Annotated in this window: 21 protein-coding genes and 1 pseudogene; 11 read left to right on the top strand and 11 right to left on the bottom strand. The window is 66.4% G+C overall.

Going from position 1 to position 22640, the window contains the following annotated elements; translation table 11 throughout:
- Position 1 precedes the first annotated feature (1 nt).
- Complete coding sequence (locus tag KEC55_RS26075; RefSeq protein ID WP_175847737.1) at positions 2 to 523, bottom strand: RrF2 family transcriptional regulator; 522 nt, start codon at positions 521 to 523, stop codon at positions 2 to 4.
- Positions 524 to 707: 184 nt separating this feature from the next.
- Between KEC55_RS26075 and KEC55_RS26080 the strand changes: the two genes are divergently transcribed.
- Positions 708 to 1547 carry an AraC family transcriptional regulator gene (locus KEC55_RS26080; RefSeq protein WP_282507992.1) on the top strand — a complete coding sequence of 280 codons (840 nt, stop codon included), beginning with the start codon at positions 708 to 710 and terminating at the stop codon, positions 1545 to 1547.
- Positions 1548 to 1617: 70 nt separating this feature from the next.
- On the opposite strand, the gene KEC55_RS26085 is transcribed toward KEC55_RS26080, so the two are convergent.
- Together KEC55_RS26085 and KEC55_RS26090 are read right to left on the bottom strand one after the other, a co-directional pair.
- On the bottom strand, positions 1618 to 4917 hold the full coding sequence (locus tag KEC55_RS26085) for an autotransporter outer membrane beta-barrel domain-containing protein (RefSeq protein WP_348995911.1): 3300 nt from the start codon (positions 4915 to 4917) through the stop codon (positions 1618 to 1620).
- Positions 4918 to 5415: 498 nt separating this feature from the next.
- Positions 5416 to 5676 (bottom strand): annotated as a pseudogene (locus tag KEC55_RS26090) (M23 family metallopeptidase); the annotation flags it as partial.
- Between the two features lie 131 nt (positions 5677 to 5807).
- Between KEC55_RS26090 and KEC55_RS26095 the strand changes: the two are divergent.
- From KEC55_RS26095 to KEC55_RS26110, 4 genes are all read left to right on the top strand, one after another.
- Positions 5808 to 6677 (top strand): mechanosensitive ion channel family protein, encoded by an 870-nt coding sequence (locus KEC55_RS26095; protein ID WP_282507994.1) that lies wholly within the window; start codon positions 5808 to 5810, stop codon positions 6675 to 6677.
- A gap of 543 nt (positions 6678 to 7220) precedes the next feature.
- Positions 7221 to 7877, top strand: a complete 657-nt coding sequence (locus KEC55_RS26100) for a sigma-70 family RNA polymerase sigma factor (protein WP_282507995.1) — start codon at positions 7221 to 7223, stop codon at positions 7875 to 7877.
- On the top strand, positions 7874 to 8596 hold the full coding sequence (locus KEC55_RS26105) for an anti-sigma factor (RefSeq protein ID WP_282507996.1): 723 nt from the start codon (positions 7874 to 7876) through the stop codon (positions 8594 to 8596). Before KEC55_RS26100 ends, KEC55_RS26105 begins: the two co-directional genes overlap by 4 nt.
- 127 nt (positions 8597 to 8723) lie before the next feature.
- Positions 8724 to 9308, top strand: a complete 585-nt coding sequence (locus KEC55_RS26110) for a fasciclin domain-containing protein (RefSeq protein ID WP_282507997.1) — start codon at positions 8724 to 8726, stop codon at positions 9306 to 9308.
- A gap of 110 nt (positions 9309 to 9418) precedes the next feature.
- Here the strand turns inward: KEC55_RS26110 and KEC55_RS26115 are convergent, their stop codons facing one another.
- Positions 9419 to 10561, bottom strand: coding sequence for a branched-chain amino acid ABC transporter substrate-binding protein (locus KEC55_RS26115; protein WP_282507998.1), 1143 nt, complete (start codon positions 10559 to 10561; stop codon positions 9419 to 9421).
- A gap of 70 nt (positions 10562 to 10631) precedes the next feature.
- A complete protein-coding gene (locus KEC55_RS26120) occupies positions 10632 to 11669 on the bottom strand; it encodes a histone deacetylase family protein (protein ID WP_282508000.1) in 1038 nt (345 codons plus the stop codon).
- Between the two features lie 129 nt (positions 11670 to 11798).
- Between KEC55_RS26120 and KEC55_RS26125 the strand changes: the two genes are divergently transcribed.
- From KEC55_RS26125 to dbpA, 5 genes are all read left to right on the top strand, one after another.
- A complete protein-coding gene (locus KEC55_RS26125; protein WP_059237927.1) occupies positions 11799 to 12287 on the top strand; it encodes an Lrp/AsnC family transcriptional regulator in 489 nt (162 codons plus the stop codon).
- Positions 12288 to 12356: 69 nt separating this feature from the next.
- Entirely contained in the window at positions 12357 to 12662 is a 306-nt protein-coding gene (locus tag KEC55_RS26130) for a hypothetical protein (RefSeq protein ID WP_282508001.1), read from the top strand.
- Positions 12663 to 13202: 540 nt separating this feature from the next.
- Positions 13203 to 14846, top strand: coding sequence for a malate dehydrogenase (quinone) (gene mqo, locus KEC55_RS26135; protein ID WP_432626300.1), 1644 nt, complete (start codon positions 13203 to 13205; stop codon positions 14844 to 14846).
- Positions 14847 to 15111: 265 nt separating this feature from the next.
- Positions 15112 to 15309: a hypothetical protein gene (locus KEC55_RS26140; protein WP_282508003.1), complete on the top strand. Its 198-nt coding sequence runs from the start codon at positions 15112 to 15114 to the stop codon at positions 15307 to 15309.
- Positions 15306 to 16703 carry an ATP-dependent RNA helicase DbpA gene (dbpA, locus tag KEC55_RS26145; protein ID WP_176048663.1) on the top strand — a complete coding sequence of 466 codons (1398 nt, stop codon included), beginning with the start codon at positions 15306 to 15308 and terminating at the stop codon, positions 16701 to 16703. Before KEC55_RS26140 ends, dbpA begins: the two co-directional genes overlap by 4 nt.
- Positions 16704 to 16724: 21 nt before the next feature.
- On the opposite strand, the gene KEC55_RS26150 is transcribed toward dbpA, so the two are convergent.
- On the bottom strand, positions 16725 to 17609 hold the full coding sequence (locus KEC55_RS26150; protein WP_282508004.1) for a LysR substrate-binding domain-containing protein: 885 nt from the start codon (positions 17607 to 17609) through the stop codon (positions 16725 to 16727).
- 122 nt (positions 17610 to 17731) lie between these two features.
- Between KEC55_RS26150 and hndA the strand changes: the two genes are divergently transcribed.
- Positions 17732 to 18682, top strand: coding sequence for a 2-hydroxy-1-naphthoic acid nonoxidative decarboxylase (gene hndA / locus KEC55_RS26155; protein WP_282508005.1), 951 nt, complete (start codon positions 17732 to 17734; stop codon positions 18680 to 18682).
- Between the two features lie 78 nt (positions 18683 to 18760).
- Here the strand turns inward: hndA and KEC55_RS26160 are convergent, their stop codons facing one another.
- The 5 genes from KEC55_RS26160 to dmpG form a co-directional block, all read right to left on the bottom strand.
- Positions 18761 to 19663, bottom strand: coding sequence for a SphA family protein (locus KEC55_RS26160; RefSeq protein WP_282508006.1), 903 nt, complete (start codon positions 19661 to 19663; stop codon positions 18761 to 18763).
- A 71-nt stretch (positions 19664 to 19734) separates the two neighbouring features.
- Positions 19735 to 20556: an alpha/beta fold hydrolase gene (locus KEC55_RS26165; protein WP_282508007.1), complete on the bottom strand. Its 822-nt coding sequence runs from the start codon at positions 20554 to 20556 to the stop codon at positions 19735 to 19737.
- A 36-nt stretch (positions 20557 to 20592) separates the two neighbouring features.
- Entirely contained in the window at positions 20593 to 20784 is a 192-nt protein-coding gene (locus KEC55_RS26170; RefSeq protein WP_059684940.1) for a 2-hydroxymuconate tautomerase, read from the bottom strand.
- Positions 20785 to 20798: 14 nt separating this feature from the next.
- Complete coding sequence (gene dmpH, locus KEC55_RS26175) at positions 20799 to 21587, bottom strand: 2-oxo-3-hexenedioate decarboxylase (RefSeq protein WP_282508008.1); 789 nt, start codon at positions 21585 to 21587, stop codon at positions 20799 to 20801.
- The gene (dmpG, locus tag KEC55_RS26180) at positions 21584 to 22630 is read right to left on the bottom strand and encodes a 4-hydroxy-2-oxovalerate aldolase (protein WP_282508009.1); all 1047 of its coding nucleotides are present in this window, start codon (positions 22628 to 22630) and stop codon (positions 21584 to 21586) included. The genes dmpH and dmpG overlap by 4 nt, the downstream gene beginning before the upstream one ends.
- Positions 22631 to 22640 lie beyond the last annotated feature (10 nt).

Consider the following 22640-nt stretch of genomic DNA (forward strand, 5'->3'; position numbering starts at 1 on the left):
ATCAGCGCTCGCCGCCGCGGCTCGCCGCGCGATCGGCAAACCAGCCGACCACCTTCGGGCCGTAACTGGCCGGCGCTTTCGACCACGCACGCTCGGCGAGATCGGCGAGCGACTGCTTCTTCAGTTCCTCGCGCATCGCCTGCTCCGCCGCCTGCATCACCGCGTGAATCGAACACGTGCCGCGCGTGGCCCATGCCGGTGCGTCACCCTCGAATACCGCGCACTGGCTGCGTACCTCGCGGCAGTCGAACAGCCGCTTGTCGCCGTCGATCGCTTCGACGACATCCTGCACGGAGATGTCACGCGCCGGTTTCGCCAGCGTGAACCCGCCGCGAATGCCCTCGCTGGACACGACAATGCCGGCCTTCGCGAGACGCGTGAACAGCTTCGCCGCGTAATCGACGGACACGCCCTGCATCTCGGCCAGATCGCGCACGCTTGCGTCGCGCACGCCCGTGGAAGTGTCGGCAAGGTAAAGCAGGCAATGCAGGCCATACTCGACGCCGGTGCTGATGAACGACATGCTATTACGACTCGGGGTATCGGAGTTGCGAGCGTAGCGCAGGTCGGCGGCAAAGTCACCCGTGACGCAGTACGATGCATCCGTTCCTTTTTTTCTCGACGAAACCCGCCTGCATGTGCAAGAACGATCAAATGCCCGGGACGCCGATACCCTATAGTCCGCCCGACACCCTCATTGGCACGCCATGAACCCGGTAGGAAAAGCACTCTGGTTGATCGAAACCGAACTGGACAGGGAACTGACGCTCGACAGGATTTCCGCCGGTTGCGACATGTCACGCTTCGGCTTCTCGCGCCTGTTCTCGATGAATACCGGCTGGCCGGTGATGCGCTATGTGCGGTCGCGGCGGCTCACGCGTGCGGCACGCGCGCTGGCGCAAGGCGCGCCGGACATCCTGCACGTGGCGCTCGATGCCGGCTATGGCTCCCATGAGGCGTTCACGCGCGCCTTCCGCGATCTCTTCGGCATGACACCCGAGGACGTGCGGGCACGGCGCACTCTCGACGGGTTGTCTCTTGTGGAGCCGCTTCGCATGAAAGAACTGAAGATCATCGACGTGATGCCGTCACGCTTCGAAACCGCCGGCAAGCGGCTGATTGCCGGCATGAGCGACCGCTATACGTTTGAAACCAACGAAGGGATTCCGGCGCTCTGGCAAGCGTTCATCCCATACATCGGCACCCTTCCCGGCCAGGTCGGCGACGTGACGTACGGCGTGTGCTGCAACCCCGATGCGGATGGCAGCTTCGAATACATCGCGGGCGTGGAAGTCACGAGCCGCGACCGGCTGCCCACGCCGTTTCGCTGGGTCGAACTGGCGCCGCAGCGGTATGCGGTGTTCGAACACGCCGGGCATATCTCGACGTTGCACCAGACCTTCTACAGCATCTGGAACGGCTGGCTGCCGACGTCGGGATTCAAGGCGGTGGACGCACCCGAGTTCGAGCGCTACAGCGGCGACTACGATCCGGTGACGGGCGCCGGCGTGCTGGAAATCTGGTTGCCGGTCGAACAGGCTGCCTGAGTGGACTGAACCGGTCGGCCGCGACGATCCGTGCCGCGGCCGGTCGATCAACGCATCGTTACCCTTTCAATCACCACGCCCACCGCACACCCGCATTCCCGGTGATCGTGCGCTGGTGCTCGCCGCCGAGATTCGTCAGGTAGCTGACCGTCGCATACACGCTGCCGCGCTTCGTCAGCTGCGCGACAAGCCCCGCGCCGATCTGCCCGGCCGTCTGCCCGACCTGCGTGCCGATCGTCGTCGCGCCGCCGAACGTCGTCTTGTCGTCGCTGCCGAACGAGCGCAGCACGTTCACGCGCAGGTACGGCTTCCAGCTCACTCCGTTCGAATCGAACGCGTATTGCAGGCGAGCGCCGATCCGGCCGAGGAACGTGTTGCCGTTGTTCCACGTGACATCCGACACGCCGTCGTTGAACTTGTCCAGCGACAGGTACTGCCACACCAGTTGCGCCTGCGGCTCCAGCGTCAGCCCGTAACCGAGCGCGATCGGGAAGCCCGCTTCGACCGAACCGGTGAACGCGTTGCCGTTCGTCGAGCCGCTCACGTTGTCGTTCGAATGCGTGCGCACCGTGAGTGCACTGCCCATCACGACCGCATCCGTGTACCAGCCGCCCGGGCCGATGTGGGTCCAGTAGCCGCCCAGGTTATACGCATTGACCTGCAGCGTGCCGACGCCCATGTCCTGCTGCGCGAGTGCGAAGCCGTTCACGTCGCCGACCGCGCGCGAGAAGCCGAGGAAAAAGCCGTAGTGGTTGCGATGGCCGCTGGCGGTGGTATCGGCGTACAGATCCTGCCCGACCTGCATCCCCCACACCGTGCCGTCGAACGACGGCGTCACGTCGCCCTTCTGCTTGATGTTGCTGTTGCCGCCCCACACGCGTGCCCATGACGCAGGTATCGAACCGTTCTCGGCGAGCAGGCCCTGTTCGCCCTGCCGGTCATGGAATGTGTCGATCTGCAGCAGGCCGAGCTGGCGCGCGACGGCCGGCGCTTCCGCGTACAACGGCACTTCGGGGCGATAGACCGGTTCCGGATTGCCGCCCGAACCCGCATGGTCGACCGCATCGACGATCGATTCCGGCGTGCCTTCGGCCGGCGTGATCGGCGGCTCAGTCGGCGGCGTCGGCTGGCCGGGCTCGACCACGGGCGGCTGCGGTTTCGGTGGCACCGTGTTGCGCAGGTACCAGCTGTCGCCGGTGCCGTTCGCCGCACCACCTTTCGCGAGGAAGTACGTATAGGCGCCCGCGCTCACCGTCCCGCCGGACAGCGCGAACGCGCCGGCGCTCGTGGTCGCGCCATTTGTCGCCTGCACGACCTGGATGCCGTCGCCTGTCGTCTGCGCGCCTGGGCCGCCGACGTTCGTCACCTTCAGCGTGCTCGATCCACTTGCGGTGCCGCCGCTGACAACCAGTTTGTCGGATGCCGCGCCGTCGCCACCCAGGAACGTGTTCATCGCGATCGTCGCGTTCTGGCCGACGTAGTTGCCTGCGACCGTTAGTGTGTTGCCGATGCCGCTGCCGCCGAGTTGCACGAGCCCCGCGTTGGTCAAGTTGCCGTTGATCTGGAAATTGCCGGTTGTGCCGCTCGCGAGGCTCGCCAGTGCGTTGGCCACCGAGATTGTGCCGTTGTTCGTCAGATTGCCCGTCACGCTGCCGTAGCCGCCAAGCGTCGCGCCCGATGCCACCGTCACCGGCCCGCCGCCGCCCAGCGCGGCCGAGGCGCTCGTGCCGTCGCCGACGATCACGGTGCCCGCATTGACGTTCGTGCCGCCCGCATAGCTGTTCGCCCCGTTCAGCGTCAGCGAGCCGCTACCGAGCTTCGTCAGCGATCCCGCGCCCGTGATGCCTTGCGTCAGCATCGAGTTGAAGCTCTGCGTGTCGATCGTGCCGTTGTTCGCCGTGATCGACACCGCGCGGCTCGATGCGAGGTTGAACGAACTGCCAAGCTGCAACGTGCCACCGTTGAACGTCAAGCTGCCCGACGCCACACCGAGCGCGTTGTCGGCGGCGACCGACAGCGTACCTTGCGTGATCGTCGTGCCGCCCGAATACGTGTTGCCGCCGGCAGAAGAAGGCGTGACCGTCAGCGTGCCCGCGCCGGTTTTCTCCACCGCGCCCGAACCGCTGATCGCGCCCGTGTACGTACCCGCGCTGTCCTGCTGAAAACGCACGAGCCCGTTGTCGGTGACGGACAGCGGCAGGTTCGACGCATTCGCCTGCAGCGTCGCGCCCGCGTTGACCGTCGCGACAACCGACGCCGTCGTCGTGCCGAGCGTGCCGGTGAGGTTCAACGTGCCGCTCTGCACGAGCGCGGTCGAGAACGTACCGGTGCCGGCCCACGTCCAGTCGGTGCCGGCCATCGTCAGGCTCTGGAAGTTCGTGAACGCATTCGACGCCGTGCCCGTGCCCTGCAGCGTCACCGTGTTGGTGCCCGCGCCGCCGTTCGCAGTGCCGACGATCTGCGAGCCCGTCTGCAGGATCAGCGTAACGTTGCCGTTGCCGCCCTGGATCGCGGTGCCGCCGCCCCCCTGGATCAGCCCGGCATTGGTGATCGTGGTCGCGCCATTGGTCGAGCGCACGCCGATCCCGTTGTTGCTGATGATCTTGCCGCCGGCCTGGTTCGTGATCGTCGCGGTGAACGAGCTGCCGAGCGTGTTCGACACGACCGCGTCGACGCTGCCGCCGCTCGTCGCAGTGCCGGTCGTCTGGATCGTGCCGCTGTTGACCAGTGTGTCGTTGTTGCCCTGCATGTAGACGGCCGGCGCATCGCGGCCGTTCGACGTCAGCGTGCCGCTGTTGGTGATCGTGCCGCTGCCGCCGAGCAGCGACGCGGCGCGCGCATTGTTGCCGGACGTCGTCACGGTGCCCGTGTTGACGATCTGGTTGCCCGACGCGCCGGGGTTGCTCTGCCCCCACGCGGCCGTCATCCCGTAGGAATTGTTGCCGGTGGTCGTGATCGAGCCGTTGTTGACGAGCGTGTTGTTGTTGCCGTTCGCGGCCATCCCGTCGTTGTACTGGCCCGTCGTCGAAATCACGCCGGTCGCACCGTTGGTGAGCGTGTTGCCGCTGTTCACGCCGAGCAGCACCGCACCGCGGTTCGCGACGCCCGTGCCGTTGCCGGACATCGACAGGTTGCCGTTGTTGGTAATCGCGCTCGACGTATCGACGGAGAACGGTGTCGGTGTGGACGTCAGCACATAGCTGCCCGTGACGGTCGAATCGAGATTGATCGTCACATTGGTGCTGCCGGCCGCGGCCACGACCGACGGCGCATTCGCGCCGGAACACGTGACCGTCGTTCCGCTGCCCGGCGCGGTGGCCGAGCATGCCGCATAGGCGCCCACCGGCATCGCGCCGGTCAGGATCGCCATCCCACCCAAACCCAGGTTCCGCGTCTTTCTTTTCATCGTTCCGCTCGCTTTTATTGGTGACGTTATTGCAGCAAACCGGTGCGTGAAACGGGTTATATCACCTGCCTTGAAATAATCGCAAGATCCGATGGCGTGATATCGGCAATCACATTGCGATTAATTTCGGATCGGGAAATAAAGAAAGCGGAATTGCCGCTGTGCAGCATACGAAGGCGTGGCGGGCGCCATAGCCGGATCAAACGAATTGCCGGTTGAAATTGCCGGCTTTGCTCAACGCGTTGAAGGAGATCGCACCGCATTCCGAAGCAATCGGAAAATCTGACGCAATTCGATGAATGATTGGCGGCGCACGTGCCGCACGCCATTCAGTGATGCTGCTTCGCACGATGACCTGTCATTCAAACGCACGCGCATTCCGGATAGCGACGCCACCGCGACATACAACGAGTGTGCTCGATAACGCAATGCCGGCCGTGAAAACCGGCGTCCGGCTAACGATCAGCCCGCCTGCGACGCTGAAGGCTTCGACATCGCAACCGGTAGCGTCCACGTGGCCGAAGCGAGTTGCGTGCGCGCCTCCCGCGCCACGCGGTTGAACGCGACACGCTGCTCGCCCTTCAGCTTCGCCGCCTTGGCCGTCTGCACCAGCGCGATCGGATCCACGAGGCGGGCATGCCTGCGTACCTCGAAGTGCAGATGCGGGCCGGTGGCCGTCCCGGTGCTGCCGACGGCGCCCACTCGCTGACCGCGCACGACCCGCATGCATGCATTCGCGCGAACCATCGCATGACGTTTGCAGTCGAAGGCTGCCTGCGCGCGAACCCGTGCCTGCCCGAACGCGGCGGGACCGTCGCGTATCGCGCAACCTGTCACCCAACCGGAATCCCGTCATGTTTCTCGATCAACTGCACCCGGAACGCTGGACGTTCCTGTGGAACGCGCTGTCCACCCTTTCCCTCAGGCTGTGCGCCGCACTGGCGCTGCTCTTCGCCGGCTGGTGGCTGTCCAAACGCATCGGCAACTGGCTGAACCGGCTGCTTGCGAACAAGGAGCGCGTCGACGACACGCTGCGGCCGATCCTCTGCGACGTCGCCGTGTGGGGCATCCGGATCGTCGCGATCGTCGGCGCGCTGTCGCAGCTCGGCATCGAAACCGCGAGCCTCATCGCGGTGCTCGGCGCGGCCGGTCTTGCGATCGGGCTCGCGCTGCAGGGCACGATGCAGAACATCGCGGCCGGCATCATGCTTCTGCTGCTGCGGCCGTTCAAGGTCGGCGACTACATCGACGGCGGCACGGGCGTCGCCGGCACGGTCGACGAAGTCGGGCTCTTCATGACGCGACTCACGAAGCCGGACGGCATCTGCGAGTACGTGCCGAACAGTGCGCTGTGGGGCAGCTCGCTGCGCAACTACACGCGCAATCCGACGCGCCGCCTCGATCTCGAAGTGGAAGTGTCGGTGCACGACGATATCGATCGCGCGCTCGACGCGCTGCGGGCGCTGGCCGTGGCCGACCCCGACGTGCTGCGGGATCCCGCACCGGACGTGATGGTGATGCGCTTCGACGACAGCACGGCCATCGCGAACATGCGCGTTTGGACGCACACCGACAAGTTCTGGGCGATGCGCTGGCGCCTTGCGCGCCAGGTGCGCAAGACGCTCGCCGACGCGAATTGCGCGCTGCCGATCCGCACGCGCGAGTTGCATATCGTGCACGATGCGGAGTCGCAACGTAGCGGCTCGCGCGTGCATACATCGTAAGACGTCCGGGCGTGGCGCCGCACATCACGCGCGGCGCGCCCGAAAACAGTAACCGGCCGGCAGCGGATGCGCCCGGCCTTCAACGCCAGCACGGCCGCGACATCGAACGCCACGCCGCGGCACACATGGGTTCCGCTCCGATTTCCTGCTCGGTCCGCCTGCAAATCAGACCCGTCTGATTCACTGCGCGATGTCACGTCGCGACAATGGTCATGCCGGACGAAACGGTCATCCCATCCCGCACCCTGTAGCGAACCTCTCCGCTCCCTGCCGCCCTTCGAGGGCGGCTTTTTTTTGCCTGCTGCCTCGACGCGTCGGCATCCAACCAGGAAACCGAAATGAACGCACGCGCGACCATCCTCTGCCGACGCGGCGACCAGATCCTTCTGGTCCACTGGACGCGGCGCGACGCCAAGCCGCGAGCTCGCATATTTTTTTCGCCATTCATGCATCCGGATACTCGCCCGGCACGTAAATGCTGAATCGGCGGGCCCCGAGATCGTGGCCGCGTGCCCGCCCCAACGCGAAAGGGATCAGGATACGATGGCTCACGCATCAGATATCACCCCGGATTCTTCAGACAACCGACTTGGGGACACCGTGCACACGAGAGGCAACCCTGCGTTCGACGGCAGTCGGCCGACCAGCGAATCCGAGCGCCGTCGCCGCGAGGAACTGAACCAGTTCCTTCTCGACGTCGCCGCCGGCGATCAGGACGCGTTCGGCATCCTTTACCGCCGGACCTCCGCGAAGCTGTTCGGCGTATGCCTGACGATCCTGCGAGATCGCGGTGAAGCCGAGGAGGTGCTGCAGGACGTCTATGTCACGGTATGGCGCCGGGCGGCGACGTTCGATCCGGCGCTGGCCAGCGCGATCACCTGGCTCGGGGCCATCGCGCGCAACCGGGCGATCGACCGGCTGCGGCGCCATCGTGAAGCCCCGGTCGACGAGTCGACGATGGAAGAGACCGCCGACGAGCAGCCGTCGCCCGCCGCGGTCGCCGAGCACAGCGAGGCGAGGCGCCGGCTGGAGTACTGTCTGGAAAACCTGCCGGCCGCACAGGGTAGCGTCGTGCGCGAAGCGTTCTTCGCGGGGGCGACCTATGCGGAACTGGCCGAACACCTGCGCGTGCCGCTCGGCACCCTGAAAAGCTGGATTCGGCGCAGTTTGATCCAACTCAAGGCATGCCTCGAACGATGAATACCCCACTCTCCAGCCCGAACGACATCCGTTGTGCCGAATACGTGCTGGGCGTACTCGACGGCACGGAGCGCAGGCGAATCGAGCAGGCGATGCATCTCGATCCGCAACTGGCCGCGAGCGTCCTGCGCTGGCAAAACCACCTGATGCCGCTGAACGACGACATCGTCGCGATCGAGCCCGCGCCGCACGTCTGGAAGCGCATCCAGTCCGACCTGGGATTCGTGCTCGCCACGCCGTCCCGGCCGCGCATCAGCTTCTGGAACAACCTGAGCGGGTGGCGCTGGATCGGTATCGGTTCGAGCGTCGCGGCGCTTGCGCTCGCCGTGCTGGCCGTTCTGCCTGTCCGCGAGCAAACCGCCGCCGGGCCCGGCCAGGACGCGTACAAGGTGGCAAGCCTCGTACGGAACGGCGGCGGCGCCGGTTGGACCGTGACCGTCGACGTCGAGCGCGCGCGCATGGTGATCGTGCCGTCGAGCGATACGCCGGTCGCGGCCGATCGCTCGACGGAACTGTGGCTGATTACGCCGGATGGACGGCCCGCGTCCCTCGGCCTGATCGCCGCCGACCGGCCGACCGTCGTGCCGTTGCCGCGCGCGGCGCTCTTGTCGCTGAACGCTCGCGCGGTACTCGCCGTGTCGCTGGAACCGCATGGCGGTTCGCCGACCGGGCAGCCGACCGGGCCGGTGCTGGCACAGGGCGCCGTCGGCGGCGCATGAGCGGGTCTGCCGGGCGAGCCGCCGTCGCGGCTCGTAGTATCTCTGTCACGGATGCATCCGCCGCCCCGTTCCACGCGTATCTCCGTTTGCTTCCAGCCGGAAGCATCGATCTTTCGGGAGAACGCAAATGGAATTCCGCAACAAGTCGAGCATGGCCGCCACGCTGCTTGCCCTCGCGATCGCGCTAGGCGCCACCGCGCCCGCCGCGATGGCAGGTTCGATGTCCGGCGACAAAACCGTGGAGGTCGGCGGCGCCGCCATGTATCCGTCGAAGAACATCATCGAGAACGCGGTGAACTCGAATGATCACACGACGCTGGTCGCGGCCGTGAAGGCCGGCGGGCTCGTCGATACGCTGTCGGGCAAGGGGCCGTTCACGGTCTTCGCACCGACCAACGAGGCATTCGCCGCGCTGCCGTCCGGCACGGTGCAAACCTTGCTGAAGCCGGAGAACAAGGCAACGCTGGTCAAGGTGCTGACCTATCACGTCGTCCCCGGACGCATCACCGCGCACGATCTGGCGATGGCGGTCGACCAAGGCGGCGGCAAAGCGACGCTGAAGACGGTCGAGGGCGATCCGCTGATAGTCAGCAAGGACGCACGGGGCTGGGCCATCACCGACGACAAGGGAAATGTCGCGCACGTGACGATCGGCGACGTCATGCAATCCAATGGCGTCATCCACGTGGTCGACACCGTGCTGTTGCCCTGACGCCAGACGGCAGGCCGGGAACGGCACGCGACGCGACACGACGTGAATCCGTCACGCGCCTGCCGTACCGTTCCCGATGCGGGTCGCCCGCGTGCGTCGCGCCACGTCGGTCACATCTTGACGATATCGAGCAGCGCCTTCTTGCCGCTCTTGTACGTGAACACCGAGATCGCACCGTGCTTCAGGTCGCCCTGCGGCGTGAAGCTCGTTTCGCCGATCACGCCGCGATAGTCGGTGGCCGGCATCGCGGCCAGCACCTTCGCCTGGTCGGTCGAATTCGCGCGCTTCATCGCGTCGACGATGATGTAGACGGCGTCGTACGAGAACGGCGCATACACCTGCATCGGCTGGTGATAACGCGCTTCATAGCGTTTCGCGAACGCCGCACCGCCCGGCATCTTCTCGAGCGCGATGCCGGCCTCGGAGCACACGACGTTGTCCGACGCCGGGCCCGCGAGCTTCGGCAGGTCGGTCGAGCACACGCCGTCGCCCGCGAGGATCTTCGCGCGCATGCCGAGCTGGCGCGCCTGCTTCGCGAGCGGGCCGCCCGTCGCGTCCATTCCACCGTACATGATCGCGTCCGGGTTCTCGCCCTTGATCTTCGTGAGGATCGCGCGGAAATCGATCGCCTTGTCGTTCGTCGCGTCGCGCGACACGACCTTCATCCCGGCCGATTTCGCGGCCTTCTCGAACTCGGTTGCAAGGCCCTGCCCGTACGCGGTCGAATCGTCGACCACGGCGACCGTCTTGATGCCCATGTTCTTCGCCGCGTACATCGCGAGCGCCGGACCCTGCTGCGCATCGGTCGCGACGACGCGATAGGTCGTCTTGAAGCCCTGCTGCGTGTACGTCGGGTTGGTCGCGGCCTGCGAAATCTGTACGACGCCGCCATCGCGATACACGCGCGACGCCGGAATCGACGTGCCCGAGTTGTGATGGCCGACGACGCCGACGACCTTGTCGTCGACGAGCCGCTGCGCAACCTGCGTCGCGGTGCGCGGATCGCCCGCGTCGTCCTGCGCGTCGAGCTGCAGCGTGACCTTCTTGCCGCCGATCGTCAGCCCCTTCGCGTTGATTTCCTCGACCGCGAGGCGCGCGCCGTTCTCGCTGTCCTTGCCGAGGTGCGCGATCGCGCCGGTCAGCGGCGCGACGTGCCCGATGCGCACGATATCGTCCGCGTGTGCAGGCCAGGCGGACAGCGCGCACGTCAATGCAGCCGCGGTGGCAAGTGCCGTCTTGTGATGTCGATTCATGGTTGTCTCCGTCCTTGTCGCGCTTCGTTCGTGTTCAGATCCGTCGTTCGTCGAAAGGCTTGCCGTGCGCTTACGCGCGCCCTTCGAAACCCAGCAATACGTTCACCGCGTTGATACCGATCTCGTCGACCATGTAGCCGCCTTCCATCACGAACAGCGTCGGCAGGTTCAGGCGCGCGAGCGATTCGCCGATCCGCAGGTAGTCGGGCGAACGCAGCTTGAAATGGCTGATGGGGTCATGCTCGAACGTGTCGACACCGAGCGACACGACGAGCAGGTCGGGCGCGTGCTTCGCGATCGCGGCAGTAGCCTGGCCGAGCGCCTCCGAGTAGGTGTCCCACTGCGTGCCCTTCGGCAGCGGCAGGTTCAGGTTGAAGCCTTCGCCGGCCCCCGCGCCGCGTTCGTCCGCATAGCCGGAGAAGTACGGATACGACACCGGCGGCTCGCCGTGCAGCGACGCGAACAGCACGTCCGGCCGCTCGTAGAAGATGTCCTGCGTGCCGTTGCCGTGGTGGAAATCGACGTCGAGCACCGCGACGCGCGCGGCACCGCTTGCGATGCCGTGCTGCGCCGCGATCGCCGCGTTGTTCAGGTAGCAGTAACCGCCCATGTACTCGCGGCCCGCGTGATGGCCGGGCGGGCGGCACAGCGCGAACGCCGCGCGCGCACCGCCGCCCGACAGCAGGTCGGCGCCCGTGAGCGCCGAGTTCGCGCTCGCGCTTACCGCGTCCCACGTGCCCGCGTTGATCGGCGCGCCGGCATCCATCGCGAAGAAGCCGAGCTTGCCGTCGATGAAGTCGGGCAGCATCGCCGAGGCCGGCATCGCGCGCACCGGCCACACGAGCGGCAGCGCCTGGCAGGTGCGGCCGGTCGCCGTCCATTCGTCCCACGCACCGGCGAGGAAGTCGACGTAGCGCCGGCTGTGCGCGCCGGCGTAGCTCGCGCGGTCGAACGCGCGTGGCGCGATCACGTCGCCGAGGCCGGCCGCGCGGACCTGCGCCAGCACCGTTTCGGCACGAAGGGGGTTTTCGAACGACTCGGTGATCGCGCCGTCCTTCAGTTCGACGCCGCGATGCAGGTGGTGATCGCTGCTGTAGACCGTGAGCATGGTTGACCGTTGCAGGGGTGACTAGGGGAAAGGGGTGGCAACAGTTTATTGACGCCGGCCGGCAATAACTTTGCTTTCCACCTCTTCGTTTCGTACAATTTTGAGAAATCTGCCTACAGGACACCGGATATGAGCAAAAATCGCGCTTCAGTTGAACTGGACGGTGTCGACCGCGCGATGCTCCGCCTGCTGCAGGAAGACGGCGCGCTGTCGAACGCGACGCTCGGCGAGAAGCTGTCGCTGAGCGTCACGCCGTGCTGGCGCCGCCGCAAGCGGCTCGAGGACGAGCACGTGATCACCGGCTACCAGGCGAACCTCGACCGGCGCGCGCTCGGCATGAACGTGTTCGCGTTCGTGCAGGTCACGTTCAACATGCATTCGGACCAGGACTCGGATCACTTCGAGGAGGTGATGCGGCGTCACGACGAGGTCACGTCGTGCCACAAGATCACCGGCGCGGCCGACTACATCCTGCAGGTCGTCGCGGCCGATCTCGATGCGTATGCTGAATTCGTCGAGCGCGTGCTGAGAAAGCAGGCCGGCGTGTCGTCGATCCAGTCGAGCCTCGCGTTGCGCGAGGTGAAGTTCTCGTCGCGCGTGCCAGTGCCGGACGCGTGATCGTTGCCGAGTTCATGCGCCCGCGCACGGGCATCCGCTGTCGTTCGTCATCCCATGGAGCGCTACCCGATGAAACGTTACCTTCCCTCCGCGTCGTTGGCCGCCGCGATCGCTTGCGCATTCGCGTTGAGCGCCTGTGCGGCGCAATCGTCCGCACCGGCCAGTGCGCCAGCACCGGCGGATACCGCCGCGCAAGCGACCCCGCCGATGGTCGGCGGCGATCGCGATGCACACGGCTGCATCGGCTCGGCCGGCTACGCATGGTGCGAACGCACGCAGCAATGCGAGCGTCCGTGGGAACTCGCGAAAGCGCATGGCTTCGCGAATTCGGCGCAGGTCTACGAGCAGTTCTGCCGAAACGGCGGCGCGAAGTGAAGTGATTTGACGTGAACGGGTCGCGGTGCAACGCCGCGACGCCATGCGGTACCGACGCTACGCGCGGTGTGCCCACCGTGCATGTTTCGCCGCCCTGACTCCCGCCGGTTTTCCCGCGCCGCGCACCGCCATTCCGGAAACCCGGACACTCAAAAAACCCCACGAAAACAGGGGCATTCGGCGTCTGCGACACGTTGTCCGAGTTCGGTTATATTACGCGCCCCTTGCCACCCCGCCCCCGCAAAAACGCGTCGCGCGCGGCTCCTTTCCACGCAGCCTGAAGCGCTTTCCGCCGAGGCTTGCCACAAGGGCCCGGGCGCGTTGCGCACCCTCGCGACGCAGGCGCTTGCCTGCCTGCGGGAGGCCGATCCGAAGGTGTCCTTCCGAACGGCTTCGCGTGCGCAAATGCAACGGCGCACAGCGCCGATCCGGAATTCCGGATTCGCGGTCCGGATCTCCGGATCCGTGTTTCTGCGCAATGGAAACGCACGCCGGGCGGCATGGCAAACCGATGCATCCAAGTTGAAAAAGGGATCTGCTGTGATCAAAACGTTACGGGTAATACTGTCGGCGCTCGCGCTGTTCGTCGCGACATCGTCCGCGCACGCCGCCGATACGAAAAAGGTCGACGTCCTGCTGGTGGGCGGCGGCATCATGAGCTCGACGCTCGGCGTCTGGCTGCACGAACTCCAGCCCGACTGGTCGATGACGATGGTCGAACGCCTCGACGGCGTCGCGCTCGAAAGCTCGAACGGCTGGAACAACGCCGGCACCGGCCACTCGGCGCTCGCCGAGCTGAACTACACGCCGGAGAAGGCGGACGGCAAGATCGACATCTCCAAGGCGATCGAGATCAACGAGTCGTTCCAGATCTCGCGCCAGTTCTGGGCATGGCAGGTCAAGCAAGGCGTGCTGAAGAACCCGCATTCGTTCATCAACTCGACGCCGCACATGAGCTTCGTATGGGGCGACGACAACGTCCGCTTCCTGAAGAAGCGCTATGAAGCGCTGCAGGCGAGCCCGCTGTTCCGCGGGATGCAGTATTCGGAAGACTACGACCAGATCAAGCAGTGGGTGCCGCTGATGATGGAAGGCCGCGACCGCAACCAGAAGGTCGCGGCGACGTGGACGCCGATCGGCACCGACGTGAACTTCGGCGAGATCACGCGCCAGTTCGTCGGCTACCTGAAGACGCAACCGAACTTCACGCTGTCGCTGTCGAGCGAAGTGCGCGAGATCACGCGCAATGCCGACGGCACGTGGCACGTGTCGTGGGTCAAGCTGCACTCGGATGAACCGCCGCAATCCGTCGACGCGAAGTTCGTGTTCATCGGCGCGGGCGGCGGTGCGCTGCACCTGCTGCAGGCATCGGGCATCCCCGAAGCGAAGGACTACGGCGCGTTCCCGGTCGGCGGCTCGTTCCTCGTGACCGACAACCCCGACGTCGTGAAGCAGCACCTCGCGAAGGCGTACGGCAAGGCGTCGGTCGGCTCGCCGCCGATGTCGGTGCCGCACCTCGACACGCGGATCATCGACGGCAAGAAGATCATCCTGTTCGGGCCGTTCGCGACGTTCTCGACCAAGTTCCTGAAGAACGGTTCGTACTTCGACCTCGCCAAGAGCACCAACCTGCACAACGTCGCGCCGATGATGCGCGTGGGCGTCGACGAATTCCCGCTGGTCCAGTACCTCGCCGGCCAGCTGATGCTGTCCGACGACGATCGCTTCAACGCGCTGAAGGAATACTTCCCGAACGCGAAGAAGGAAGACTGGCGCCTGTGGCAGGCCGGCCAGCGCGTGCAGATCATCAAGCGCGACCCGGTCAAGGGCGGCGTGCTGAAGCTCGGCACCGAGATCGTCAGCTCGCAGGACGGCAGCATCGCGGGCCTGCTCGGCGCATCGCCGGGCGCGTCGACGGCCGCGCCGATCATGCTGAACCTGATGAAGAAGGTGTTCAAGGACAAGGTCGCGACGCCCGAGTGGCAGCAGAAGATCCGCCAGATCGTGCCGAGCTACGGCACGAAGTTGAACGACAGCCCGGCGAAGGTCGTCGAGGAATGGACCTACACGAGCGACGTGCTGCAACTGTCGCCGCCGCCGAAGATCGACGTCACCGTGCCGTCGCAGCCGGCCAGCAACGCGCCGGCCCGCCCGGCGAAGGCATCGGCCGACATGGCGCTGTAAGCATCGCAGCAACTGCGCCGCACGGCACGGCCGCCCTCCGGGGTGGCCGTTTTTCTTGGTGCGCACAGGTCGGATATGCCGTGCCACTCGCCCGCATCCGCTAGAATTGCGGCACGCGCGACCCTGTCGCCGCCCGATCCATCATCCGCATCGACGCCATCCAAGCGACGGCCGGCGCGGCCCGCGCCCGAGCCGCGCGAGCGCCGCCCGCCGTTGCCGCGCCCGCCCGGGCGCGCCATCAACCGAATTCAGCTGGAGAAAGACCGTGTTTACTTGCCGAAACCAGAGCTGCGGCACGCAGTGGGAAACGTCCGACGTCGTCATCAAGGACGAAGGCCAGGGGCTGCTGTTCCGCTGTCCGCTGTGCGGCGCGCGCAACTACCTCGAGCGCTTCGAGGACGATGAAGGCAACGTCGCCTACGAACAGCTGGAAGGCAAGCCTTACCTCGGAGACCTCGAATGACACAACCGACCGCCACGCCCTTCAGCGCGCTGCCGCTGACGCCCGCCGCGCTCGCGAACCTCGCGCAGCTCGGCTATGTCGACATGACGCCGATCCAGGCCGCGAGCCTGCCGATCGCGCTGGCCGGCCAGGACCTGATCGCGCAGGCTAAGACGGGCAGCGGCAAGACCGCCGCGTTCTCGCTCGCGCTGCTGGCGCGCCTCGACACGCGCAGCTTCGACGTGCAGGCGATGATCCTGTGCCCGACGCGCGAGCTTGCCGACCAGGTCGCGCAGGAAGTGCGCCGCCTCGCGCGCGCCGAGGAGAACGTGAAGGTGCTGACGCTGTGCGGCGGCACGCCGATGCGCCCGCAGGCGCAGAGCCTCGAACACGGCGCGCACATCGTCGTCGGCACGCCGGGCCGCATCATGGATCACCTCGACCGCGGCAACCTGAAGCTCGACGCGCTGAGCACGCTGGTGCTCGACGAAGCCGACCGGATGCTCGACATGGGCTTCTTCGACGACATCGCGAAGGTCGCGCGGATGTGCCCGACGACGCGCCAGACGCTGCTGTTCTCCGCGACCTATCCGGACGGCATCGCGAAGCTGAGCCAGCAGTTCCTGCGCAACCCGAAGGAAATCAAGCTCCAGGAGCGCCATGACGACAGCAAGATCCGCCAGCGCTTCTATGAAGTGACCGAGAACGAGCGGCTGCACGCGGTCGGCCAGTTGCTGAACCACTTCCGGCCGGTGAGCACGATCGCGTTCTGCAACACGAAGCAGCAGTGCCGCGACCTGCTCGACGTGCTGCATGCGCAGGGCTTCCACGCGCTCGCGCTGCACGGCGAGCTCGACCAGCGCGAACGCGACCAGGTATTGATCCAGTTCGCGAACCGCAGCTGCTCGGTGCTGGTGGCGACCGACGTCGCCGCGCGCGGGCTCGACATCGCGCAGCTCGAAGCCGTGATCAACGTCGACGTGACGCCCGACCCCGAAGTACACGTGCACCGCATCGGCCGCACCGGACGCGCGGACCAGGACGGCTGGGCGCTGAGCCTCGCGAGCATGGACGAGATGGGCCGCGTCGGCGGGATCGAACAGGCGCAGAAGCGCGAAGTCGAATGGCATCCGCTCGCCGAGCTGACGCCGGCCGGCAACGACACGCTGCTGCCGCCGATGGAAACGCTGCAGATCCTCGGCGGGCGCAAGGACAAGATCCGCCCGGGCGACGTGCTCGGCGCGCTGACCGGCGACGCCGGGTTCGACGGCAAGCAGATCGGCAAGATCAACGTGACCGAGTTCTCGACCTATGTCGCGATCGAGCGCGGCGTCGCGCACGACGCGCTGCGCAAGCTCAATGCAGGGAAGATCAAGGGCAAGCGGGTCAAGGTCCGGTTGATGGACGAGGAGTAAGCCCCGCGCGCGCCGCCACGCCTATGCGGCGCGCTCGCCCAGCATCGCCAGGTACTGCTGTACCGCCCCCCATTCCGCGCCGATCCGGCTAAGCGCGACGAGTTCCGATCGCGGCGTATCGCCAGCCAGTTTCCGGTACACGACGTTCGGCGCCGCGATCCGGCTGAGCGGCGCCGGCACGATCGACACGCCCAGGCCCGCACCCGTCAGCGCCAGCACCGACAGCGTGCTGCTCACCTGGTGCGCGATGCGCGGCTCGCGCCCGAGCACCTGGCGCAGGATCGCCAGTTGCCCTTCGTCGTCGCCGTCGGCCGCATACAGGATGAACGGTTCGTCCGCGAGCGCGGCAACGCTCACCGAGCGCCGCTTCGCGAACGGATGCCGATCGCTCATCACGACTTCCCATGACCAGCTGCCGACCGTCCGCACGGCCAGTTTCGCGTCGAAGGCCACGCCGAACGCCGGGCAATAGCCGATGTCGAGCCGGCCCGCGAGAATCGCGTCCTGCTGCGCGGCCGGCGCCATTTCGTGCAGGTCGAGCACCACGCCCGGCCAGGTCGCATGAAACTCGGTCAGATCATGGGACAGCCGCCCCGTCGCGACCGCATTCCCGACGAAACCGATCCGCACGATGCCCGTCTCGCCGCGCGCCGCGCGCTGGACCAGCGTCTTCGCGCGCACGGCCTGCTCGAGCGTGCGCTGCGCCTCGATCACCAGCAGCCGGCCGGCATCCGTCAGCGCGACCTTGCGCGTGCTGCGCTCGAACAGCGGCGTGCCCAGTTCCTCCTCGAGTGCGCGGATCTGCTGGCTCAACGCGGGCTGCACGATATGCAGTCGCTCCGCCGCGCGACCGAAATGCCCTTCCTCGGCAACCGCGAGAAAGTAGCGCAAATGACGAAGATCCATGGGGTCGATTAATCACTCAAAACGATCAATCTCGAAATTTAATCTATTGGATTGAAAAATCAAGCGCGCGCATCCTGACGATCAGACGTTGCACCGCAGCGCACTTTCACAGGAGCCGCATCATGTCCGACCGCAACCGCATCGATGTTCACCAGCATGTCGTCCCGCCGTTCTGGGCCGACGCGCTGCCCGCCCACGGCGGCGACCCGTCCGGCTGGGGCAGCCCCAACTGGAGCCCGGAAAGCGCCATCGCGTTCATGGATTCGCTGGAGATCCAGACCGGCGTGCTGTCGTTGACCGCGCCAGGTGTACAGGGCTGGAACGGCCAGGCCAAGCGTGACATGGCGCGCCAGGTGAACGAATACGTCGCCAGCCTCGTCGCGAAATGGCCGACCCGCTTCGGCAACTTCGCGACGCTGCCGCTGCCCGACGTCGACGGCACGCTCGCCGAAATCGACCACGCGTTCGACACGCTGAAAGCCGACGGCGTCGTGCTGCTCAGCAACTATGGCGGCACGTATCTCGGCGATTCGGCCTTCGAAGCCGTCTGGGCGGAACTCGATCGCCGTCACGCCGTGGTGTTCATCCACCCGGCCAAACCCGCGATCGACGTGCTGCCCGGCATGCCCGGCCCGCTGCTCGACTACCCGTTCGACACGACGCGCACGGCGCTGCAGCTCGTGCTCAACGGCGTGATGACGCGCTACCCGAACGTGCGCATCATCCTGTCGCATGCCGGCGGTTTCCTGCCGTACGCCGCGTACCGCTTCGCCGAACTCGCGCCGGGCGTGCGCAACGACGTGCCGGATCGCGACGGGCTGCTCGACCTGCTGCGCTCGTTCTACTTCGATACCGCGCTGTCGTCGCCGTCGGCGTTGCCGAGCCTCACCGCGTTCGCGCACCCCGATCGCGTGCTGTACGGCAGCGACTTTCCGTACGCGCCGCCGTCGGTCAGCACGTCGTTCACCCGCGCGCAGGATGCGTATGCGGCGCTGAGCGCCGACCGGCATGCCGCACTCAACCATGCGAACGCGCTGCCGCTGTTCCCGCGCCTCGCCACGCAGGCACGGTAACGCACGATGAAAAATCGCATGACGCTCCGCGATGGCAGCGTCACGCGCACGACCGATGGCCGGCGCCACGCCGGCAGGTCAGAACGGAATGACGGCCTTCGCCCACACGGCCTCGCCGGCCGGCCGGTTGCGGACGAAAAACTCCTTCACGACGCGCGCTTCCACGCTGATCTTGCTGAACTGATAGCGAAACCCCGGCCCGATCGCGAACGCCTGCCCGCGAAACCCGTCGCCCGCGACAGGCTGGCCGTTCTGCATGTCGTCGGTGGTCTGCTTGACGAAATAGCCCGACAGCCCGACCCGCACTTTCGGTGTCACCGCATAGCTCGCCGAGTAGTCGAAGTGAAACAGGTTCCCCGAGTGGTAATGCGTGTCGTTGTTCGGCGAGTTGAAGCTGTACGTGATCTTCGCGGATACCTCGACCTTGTCGTTCGGCAGCCAGGTCACGCCGAATACCGGCCGCGCGGTGTAGTAGTTCTTGCCGGTGTTCAGCGCAGATTGCGCGTCGTACTGCCCGGTCGGGAACACGAACTCGACCGCCGCAACGGTGCGCAACGCGCCCGAACCCCATGCGATCAGCGCGGGGCTGACGATCAGGTCGCCGAGGTTGGTACGGTCGAACGACGCGCCGCCCGCGTCGAGCGCCAGATGCTGCATCGGCAGCACCGCATACGCACCGAAGCGCCCGCCGAGCACCGACAGGTTCGACATCCAGACCACGCGCGGAATCAGCACGTCCGCATCGAGCTTGAAGCCCGGCACCGAGCCATTGCCATGCGAATCGTTGAAGCGCGACGCATGGTAGTGCGTGTAGTACAGCAACGCGTACAGCCCGGCCGGCGGCAGCGCGCCGGCGAAGAACGCTTCCGCGCCCTCGCCGATCGTGTCGCCGCCGCCCTCCGTCGCGCGGGCGCCGGTGCTCAGCGCCATGCCCGCGCACGCCGCGAGCGAGATCAGTCCGAATGCAGCCTTTCGTTTCATCGATGTCTCCAATCTTCGTTCTACTGATTTGATTTCTTGTGGTTATCTGCGTTTCCAGCCCTGCCGATGTGTTACTCGTTGAAGTGGTCGATCACGAGCCGGTTGAAACGCGCCGCATGCTCGATCTGCGTCCAGTGCCCGCAGCGGCCGAACACGTGCAGCTGCGCGTTCGGCAGCCATTCCGTCAGCGTCAGCGAACTCTCGAGCGGAATCACTCGGTCCTCGCGGCCGTGCACGATCAGCGTGTCGTGCATCAGCGCGCGCAGCTTCGTCTCGTCGCTCGCGAGCGCATCGACCCAGCGCTGGCGTGGCGCGGGAAACATGTCTGCGAACGCCTCCTGGTAGCCGGGCCGCACGCTGGCGTCGTAGCGCAGCTTCGCGAGTTCGTCGTTCACAAGCGTGCGATCGAACGCGAAGATGTCCAGCAGCGCGCGCATGTTCGCGATTGACGGCGTATAGCCCCACACCGCGTCGAGCCCTTCGGTCAGTGCGAAGCGCGTGCCGGCGGCGCCCATCAGCACGAGCTTGCCGACCCGCTCCGGCGCACGGATCGCGAGTGCCAGCGCGAGCGCGCCGCCGAACGAATTGCCGACCACGTGCGCGCGCTCGACGTCGAGCGCATCGAGCAAGCCCAGCGCGTGGTCGACCCAGTGCTCCATCGAATAGCGGTACCCGGCCAGGCGTTCGGTTTCACCGAAGCCGGCCATGTCCGGCGCGATCACGCGGAACTGCTGCGCAAGCGCGGGCATCGTGAGCCGCCAGTTCGCATAGGCCGTGACACCGGGCCCCGAGCCATGGATCAGCAGCACGGGCGGGCCGTCACCGGTGTCGTGATAGTTCGTGTCGATGCCGCCGGCAACGATCCGGCGGCCGATTTCAGGATTGGATGACATGACGCTCCCCCAGTCGATTCATGTAGACGCGGCGCCTTAGCGTCCGCGCTGCTTCGCGCTCTGCCCGCCGATCCCGAAATGCGCTTTCGGCATCTCGGTGATGATCACGCGCACCGATTCGACCGGTGCGTCGAGCGAGCGATGGATGGCTTCGGTAACCTCGGCGATCAGACGTTCCTTCTTGTCGTCGCTGCGGCCTTCCAGGATGTACAGATGAGCAACCGGCACGATCGGCCTCCCCGTCAGATGAAACGCAGGCCGACCGACCCGACGTCCTGCACACGCAGCGTCACGCTGTCGCCGGCCGCGACGGCTACCGCCTCGGTGATGCCGCCCGACAGGATCAGGCTGCCCGCCGGAATCGATTCGCCGCGCGCGCCGAGATGGTTCGCGAGCATCGCGACCGCGGCGGCCGGATGCCCGAGCACGGCCGCGCCCGCACCGAACGCGACCGGCAGCCCGTTCTTCTCGAGCACGATGCCGAGCGTGCGCAGATCGACGCCGTCCACCGTCAGCGGGCGGCCACCCGCGACGAAGCGCGCGGCCGACGTGTTGTCGGCCACCACGCTCTTCAGGTCGAACTTGAAGTCGCGGTAGCGGCTGTCGATCACCTCGATGCCGGCGAAGACGAAATCCGTCGCGGCGAGCACCGCGCCGATATGGCAACCGGGGCCTTTCAGCTCGGCCTTCGTCACGAACGCGATCTCGGGCTCCACCTTCGGGTGGATCAGCGCGGACGTATCGCACTCGCCGCCGTCGGGCAGGTCGTAGAGATCCGTGAGGAACCCGAACACGGGCGTATCGACGCCCATCTGGCGCATCTTCGCGTGCGACGTCAGGCCAGCCTTGTAGCCGACGATCCGCGCGCCGCGCGCGAGCTGCCGGCGGCGAATCGCGTCCTGGACCGCGTACGCGTCGTCCCAGTCCATCTCCGGATGGCGGTCGGTAATCTTCGGCGTGTCGTGCGCTTCGCGCATGCAGTCGTCGAGATGCGCGGCGAGCGATTCGACGAGGTCGGTGGTCAGGTTCATGCAGCCTCCCGCTTTGCCTGCGCCGCGCGCGCCTTCGCGAGCGTCAACGCAGTGTCCTCGATCATGTCTTCCTGGCCGCCGACCATCCCGCGCCGGCCCAGCTCGACGAGGATGTCGCGCGCCGGGATCCCGTACTTGTCGCCCGCGCGCTTCGCGAACAGCAGGAACGACCCGTACACGCCGGCGTAGCCGAGCGTCAGCGCATCGCGATCGACGCGGATCGGGAAATCCATCATCGGCACGACGAGATCCTCTGCGACGTCCTGGATCTTCCACACGTCGACGCCAGTCTCGATGCCCATCCGCTCGCACACGGCGACGAACACTTCGAGCGGCGTGTTGCCCGCGCCGGCGCCGAGGCCGGCCGCCGCGCCGTCGATCCGGTTCGCGCCGGCCTCGATCGCCGCGATCGAGTTCGCGACGCCCATCGCGAGGTTGTGGTGGCCGTGAAAGCCGAGTTCGGTATCCGGCTGCAGCGCATCGCGCACCGCGGCGAGGCGCGCCCTCACGTCGTCGGGCAGCATGTAGCCGGCCGAATCGGTGATGTAGATGCAGTTCGCGCCGTACGACTCCATCAGCTTCGCCTGCTTCACGAGCCCCTCAGGGCTGTTCATGTGGCTCATCATCAGGAAGCCGACGGTATCCATGCCGAGCTTGCGCGCCATCGCGATGTGCTGCTCCGACACATCGGCCTCGGTGCAGTGCGTCGCGACGCGGATCGTCTGCACGCCGAGCGCATGCGCCTCCTTCAGATGATCGACGGTGCCGATGCCCGGCAGCAGCAGCGCCGACACCTTCGCGCGCTTCAGCAGCGGGATCACCGCAGCGAGGTATTCGGCGTCGGTGTGTGCGGGGAAGCCGTAGTTGACCGACGAGCCGCCGAGCCCGTCGCCGTGCGTGACTTCGATCAGCGGCACGCCGGCCGCATCGAGCCCGGTCGCGACCGCGCGCATCTGGTCGAGCGTCATCTGGTGTCGCTTCGGGTGCATGCCGTCACGCAGCGTCATGTCGTGGACGGTGATTCGCTTGCCTTTGAGGTTCATTGCCGTTTCC

Origin of the sequence: Burkholderia cepacia, assembly GCF_029962485.1 — a bacterium.
Taxonomy (GTDB): Bacteria; Pseudomonadota; Gammaproteobacteria; order Burkholderiales; family Burkholderiaceae; genus Burkholderia.

What these genes read in the sequence shown, in the direction of transcription:
- KEC55_RS26120 (WP_282508000.1), bottom strand. Translation starts at nt 11,669, where the DNA reads ATGCTCACGGTCTACAGCAGCGATCACCACCTGCATCGCGGCGTCGAA.
- dmpG (WP_282508009.1), bottom strand. Translation starts at nt 22,630, where the DNA reads ATGAACCTCAAAGGCAAGCGAATCACCGTCCACGACATGACGCTGCGT.
- KEC55_RS26165 (WP_282508007.1), bottom strand. Translation starts at nt 20,556, where the DNA reads ATGTCATCCAATCCTGAAATCGGCCGCCGGATCGTTGCCGGCGGCATC.
- KEC55_RS26075 (WP_175847737.1), bottom strand. Translation starts at nt 523, where the DNA reads ATGTCGTTCATCAGCACCGGCGTCGAGTATGGCCTGCATTGCCTGCTT.
- hndA (WP_282508005.1), top strand. Translation starts at nt 17,732, where the DNA reads ATGTCCGACCGCAACCGCATCGATGTTCACCAGCATGTCGTCCCGCCG.
- KEC55_RS26100 (WP_282507995.1), top strand. Translation starts at nt 7,221, where the DNA reads ATGGCTCACGCATCAGATATCACCCCGGATTCTTCAGACAACCGACTT.
- KEC55_RS26130 (WP_282508001.1), top strand. Translation starts at nt 12,357, where the DNA reads ATGAAACGTTACCTTCCCTCCGCGTCGTTGGCCGCCGCGATCGCTTGC.
- KEC55_RS26160 (WP_282508006.1), bottom strand. Translation starts at nt 19,663, where the DNA reads ATGAAACGAAAGGCTGCATTCGGACTGATCTCGCTCGCGGCGTGCGCG.
- KEC55_RS26115 (WP_282507998.1), bottom strand. Translation starts at nt 10,561, where the DNA reads ATGAATCGACATCACAAGACGGCACTTGCCACCGCGGCTGCATTGACG.
- KEC55_RS26150 (WP_282508004.1), bottom strand. Translation starts at nt 17,609, where the DNA reads ATGGATCTTCGTCATTTGCGCTACTTTCTCGCGGTTGCCGAGGAAGGG.
- KEC55_RS26125 (WP_059237927.1), top strand. Translation starts at nt 11,799, where the DNA reads ATGAGCAAAAATCGCGCTTCAGTTGAACTGGACGGTGTCGACCGCGCG.
- KEC55_RS26105 (WP_282507996.1), top strand. Translation starts at nt 7,874, where the DNA reads ATGAATACCCCACTCTCCAGCCCGAACGACATCCGTTGTGCCGAATAC.
- KEC55_RS26080 (WP_282507992.1), top strand. Translation starts at nt 708, where the DNA reads ATGAACCCGGTAGGAAAAGCACTCTGGTTGATCGAAACCGAACTGGAC.
- dbpA (WP_176048663.1), top strand. Translation starts at nt 15,306, where the DNA reads ATGACACAACCGACCGCCACGCCCTTCAGCGCGCTGCCGCTGACGCCC.
- KEC55_RS26085 (WP_348995911.1), bottom strand. Translation starts at nt 4,917, where the DNA reads ATGGCGATCCTGACCGGCGCGATGCCGGTGGGCGCCTATGCGGCATGC.
- KEC55_RS26095 (WP_282507994.1), top strand. Translation starts at nt 5,808, where the DNA reads ATGTTTCTCGATCAACTGCACCCGGAACGCTGGACGTTCCTGTGGAAC.
- KEC55_RS26110 (WP_282507997.1), top strand. Translation starts at nt 8,724, where the DNA reads ATGGAATTCCGCAACAAGTCGAGCATGGCCGCCACGCTGCTTGCCCTC.
- dmpH (WP_282508008.1), bottom strand. Translation starts at nt 21,587, where the DNA reads ATGAACCTGACCACCGACCTCGTCGAATCGCTCGCCGCGCATCTCGAC.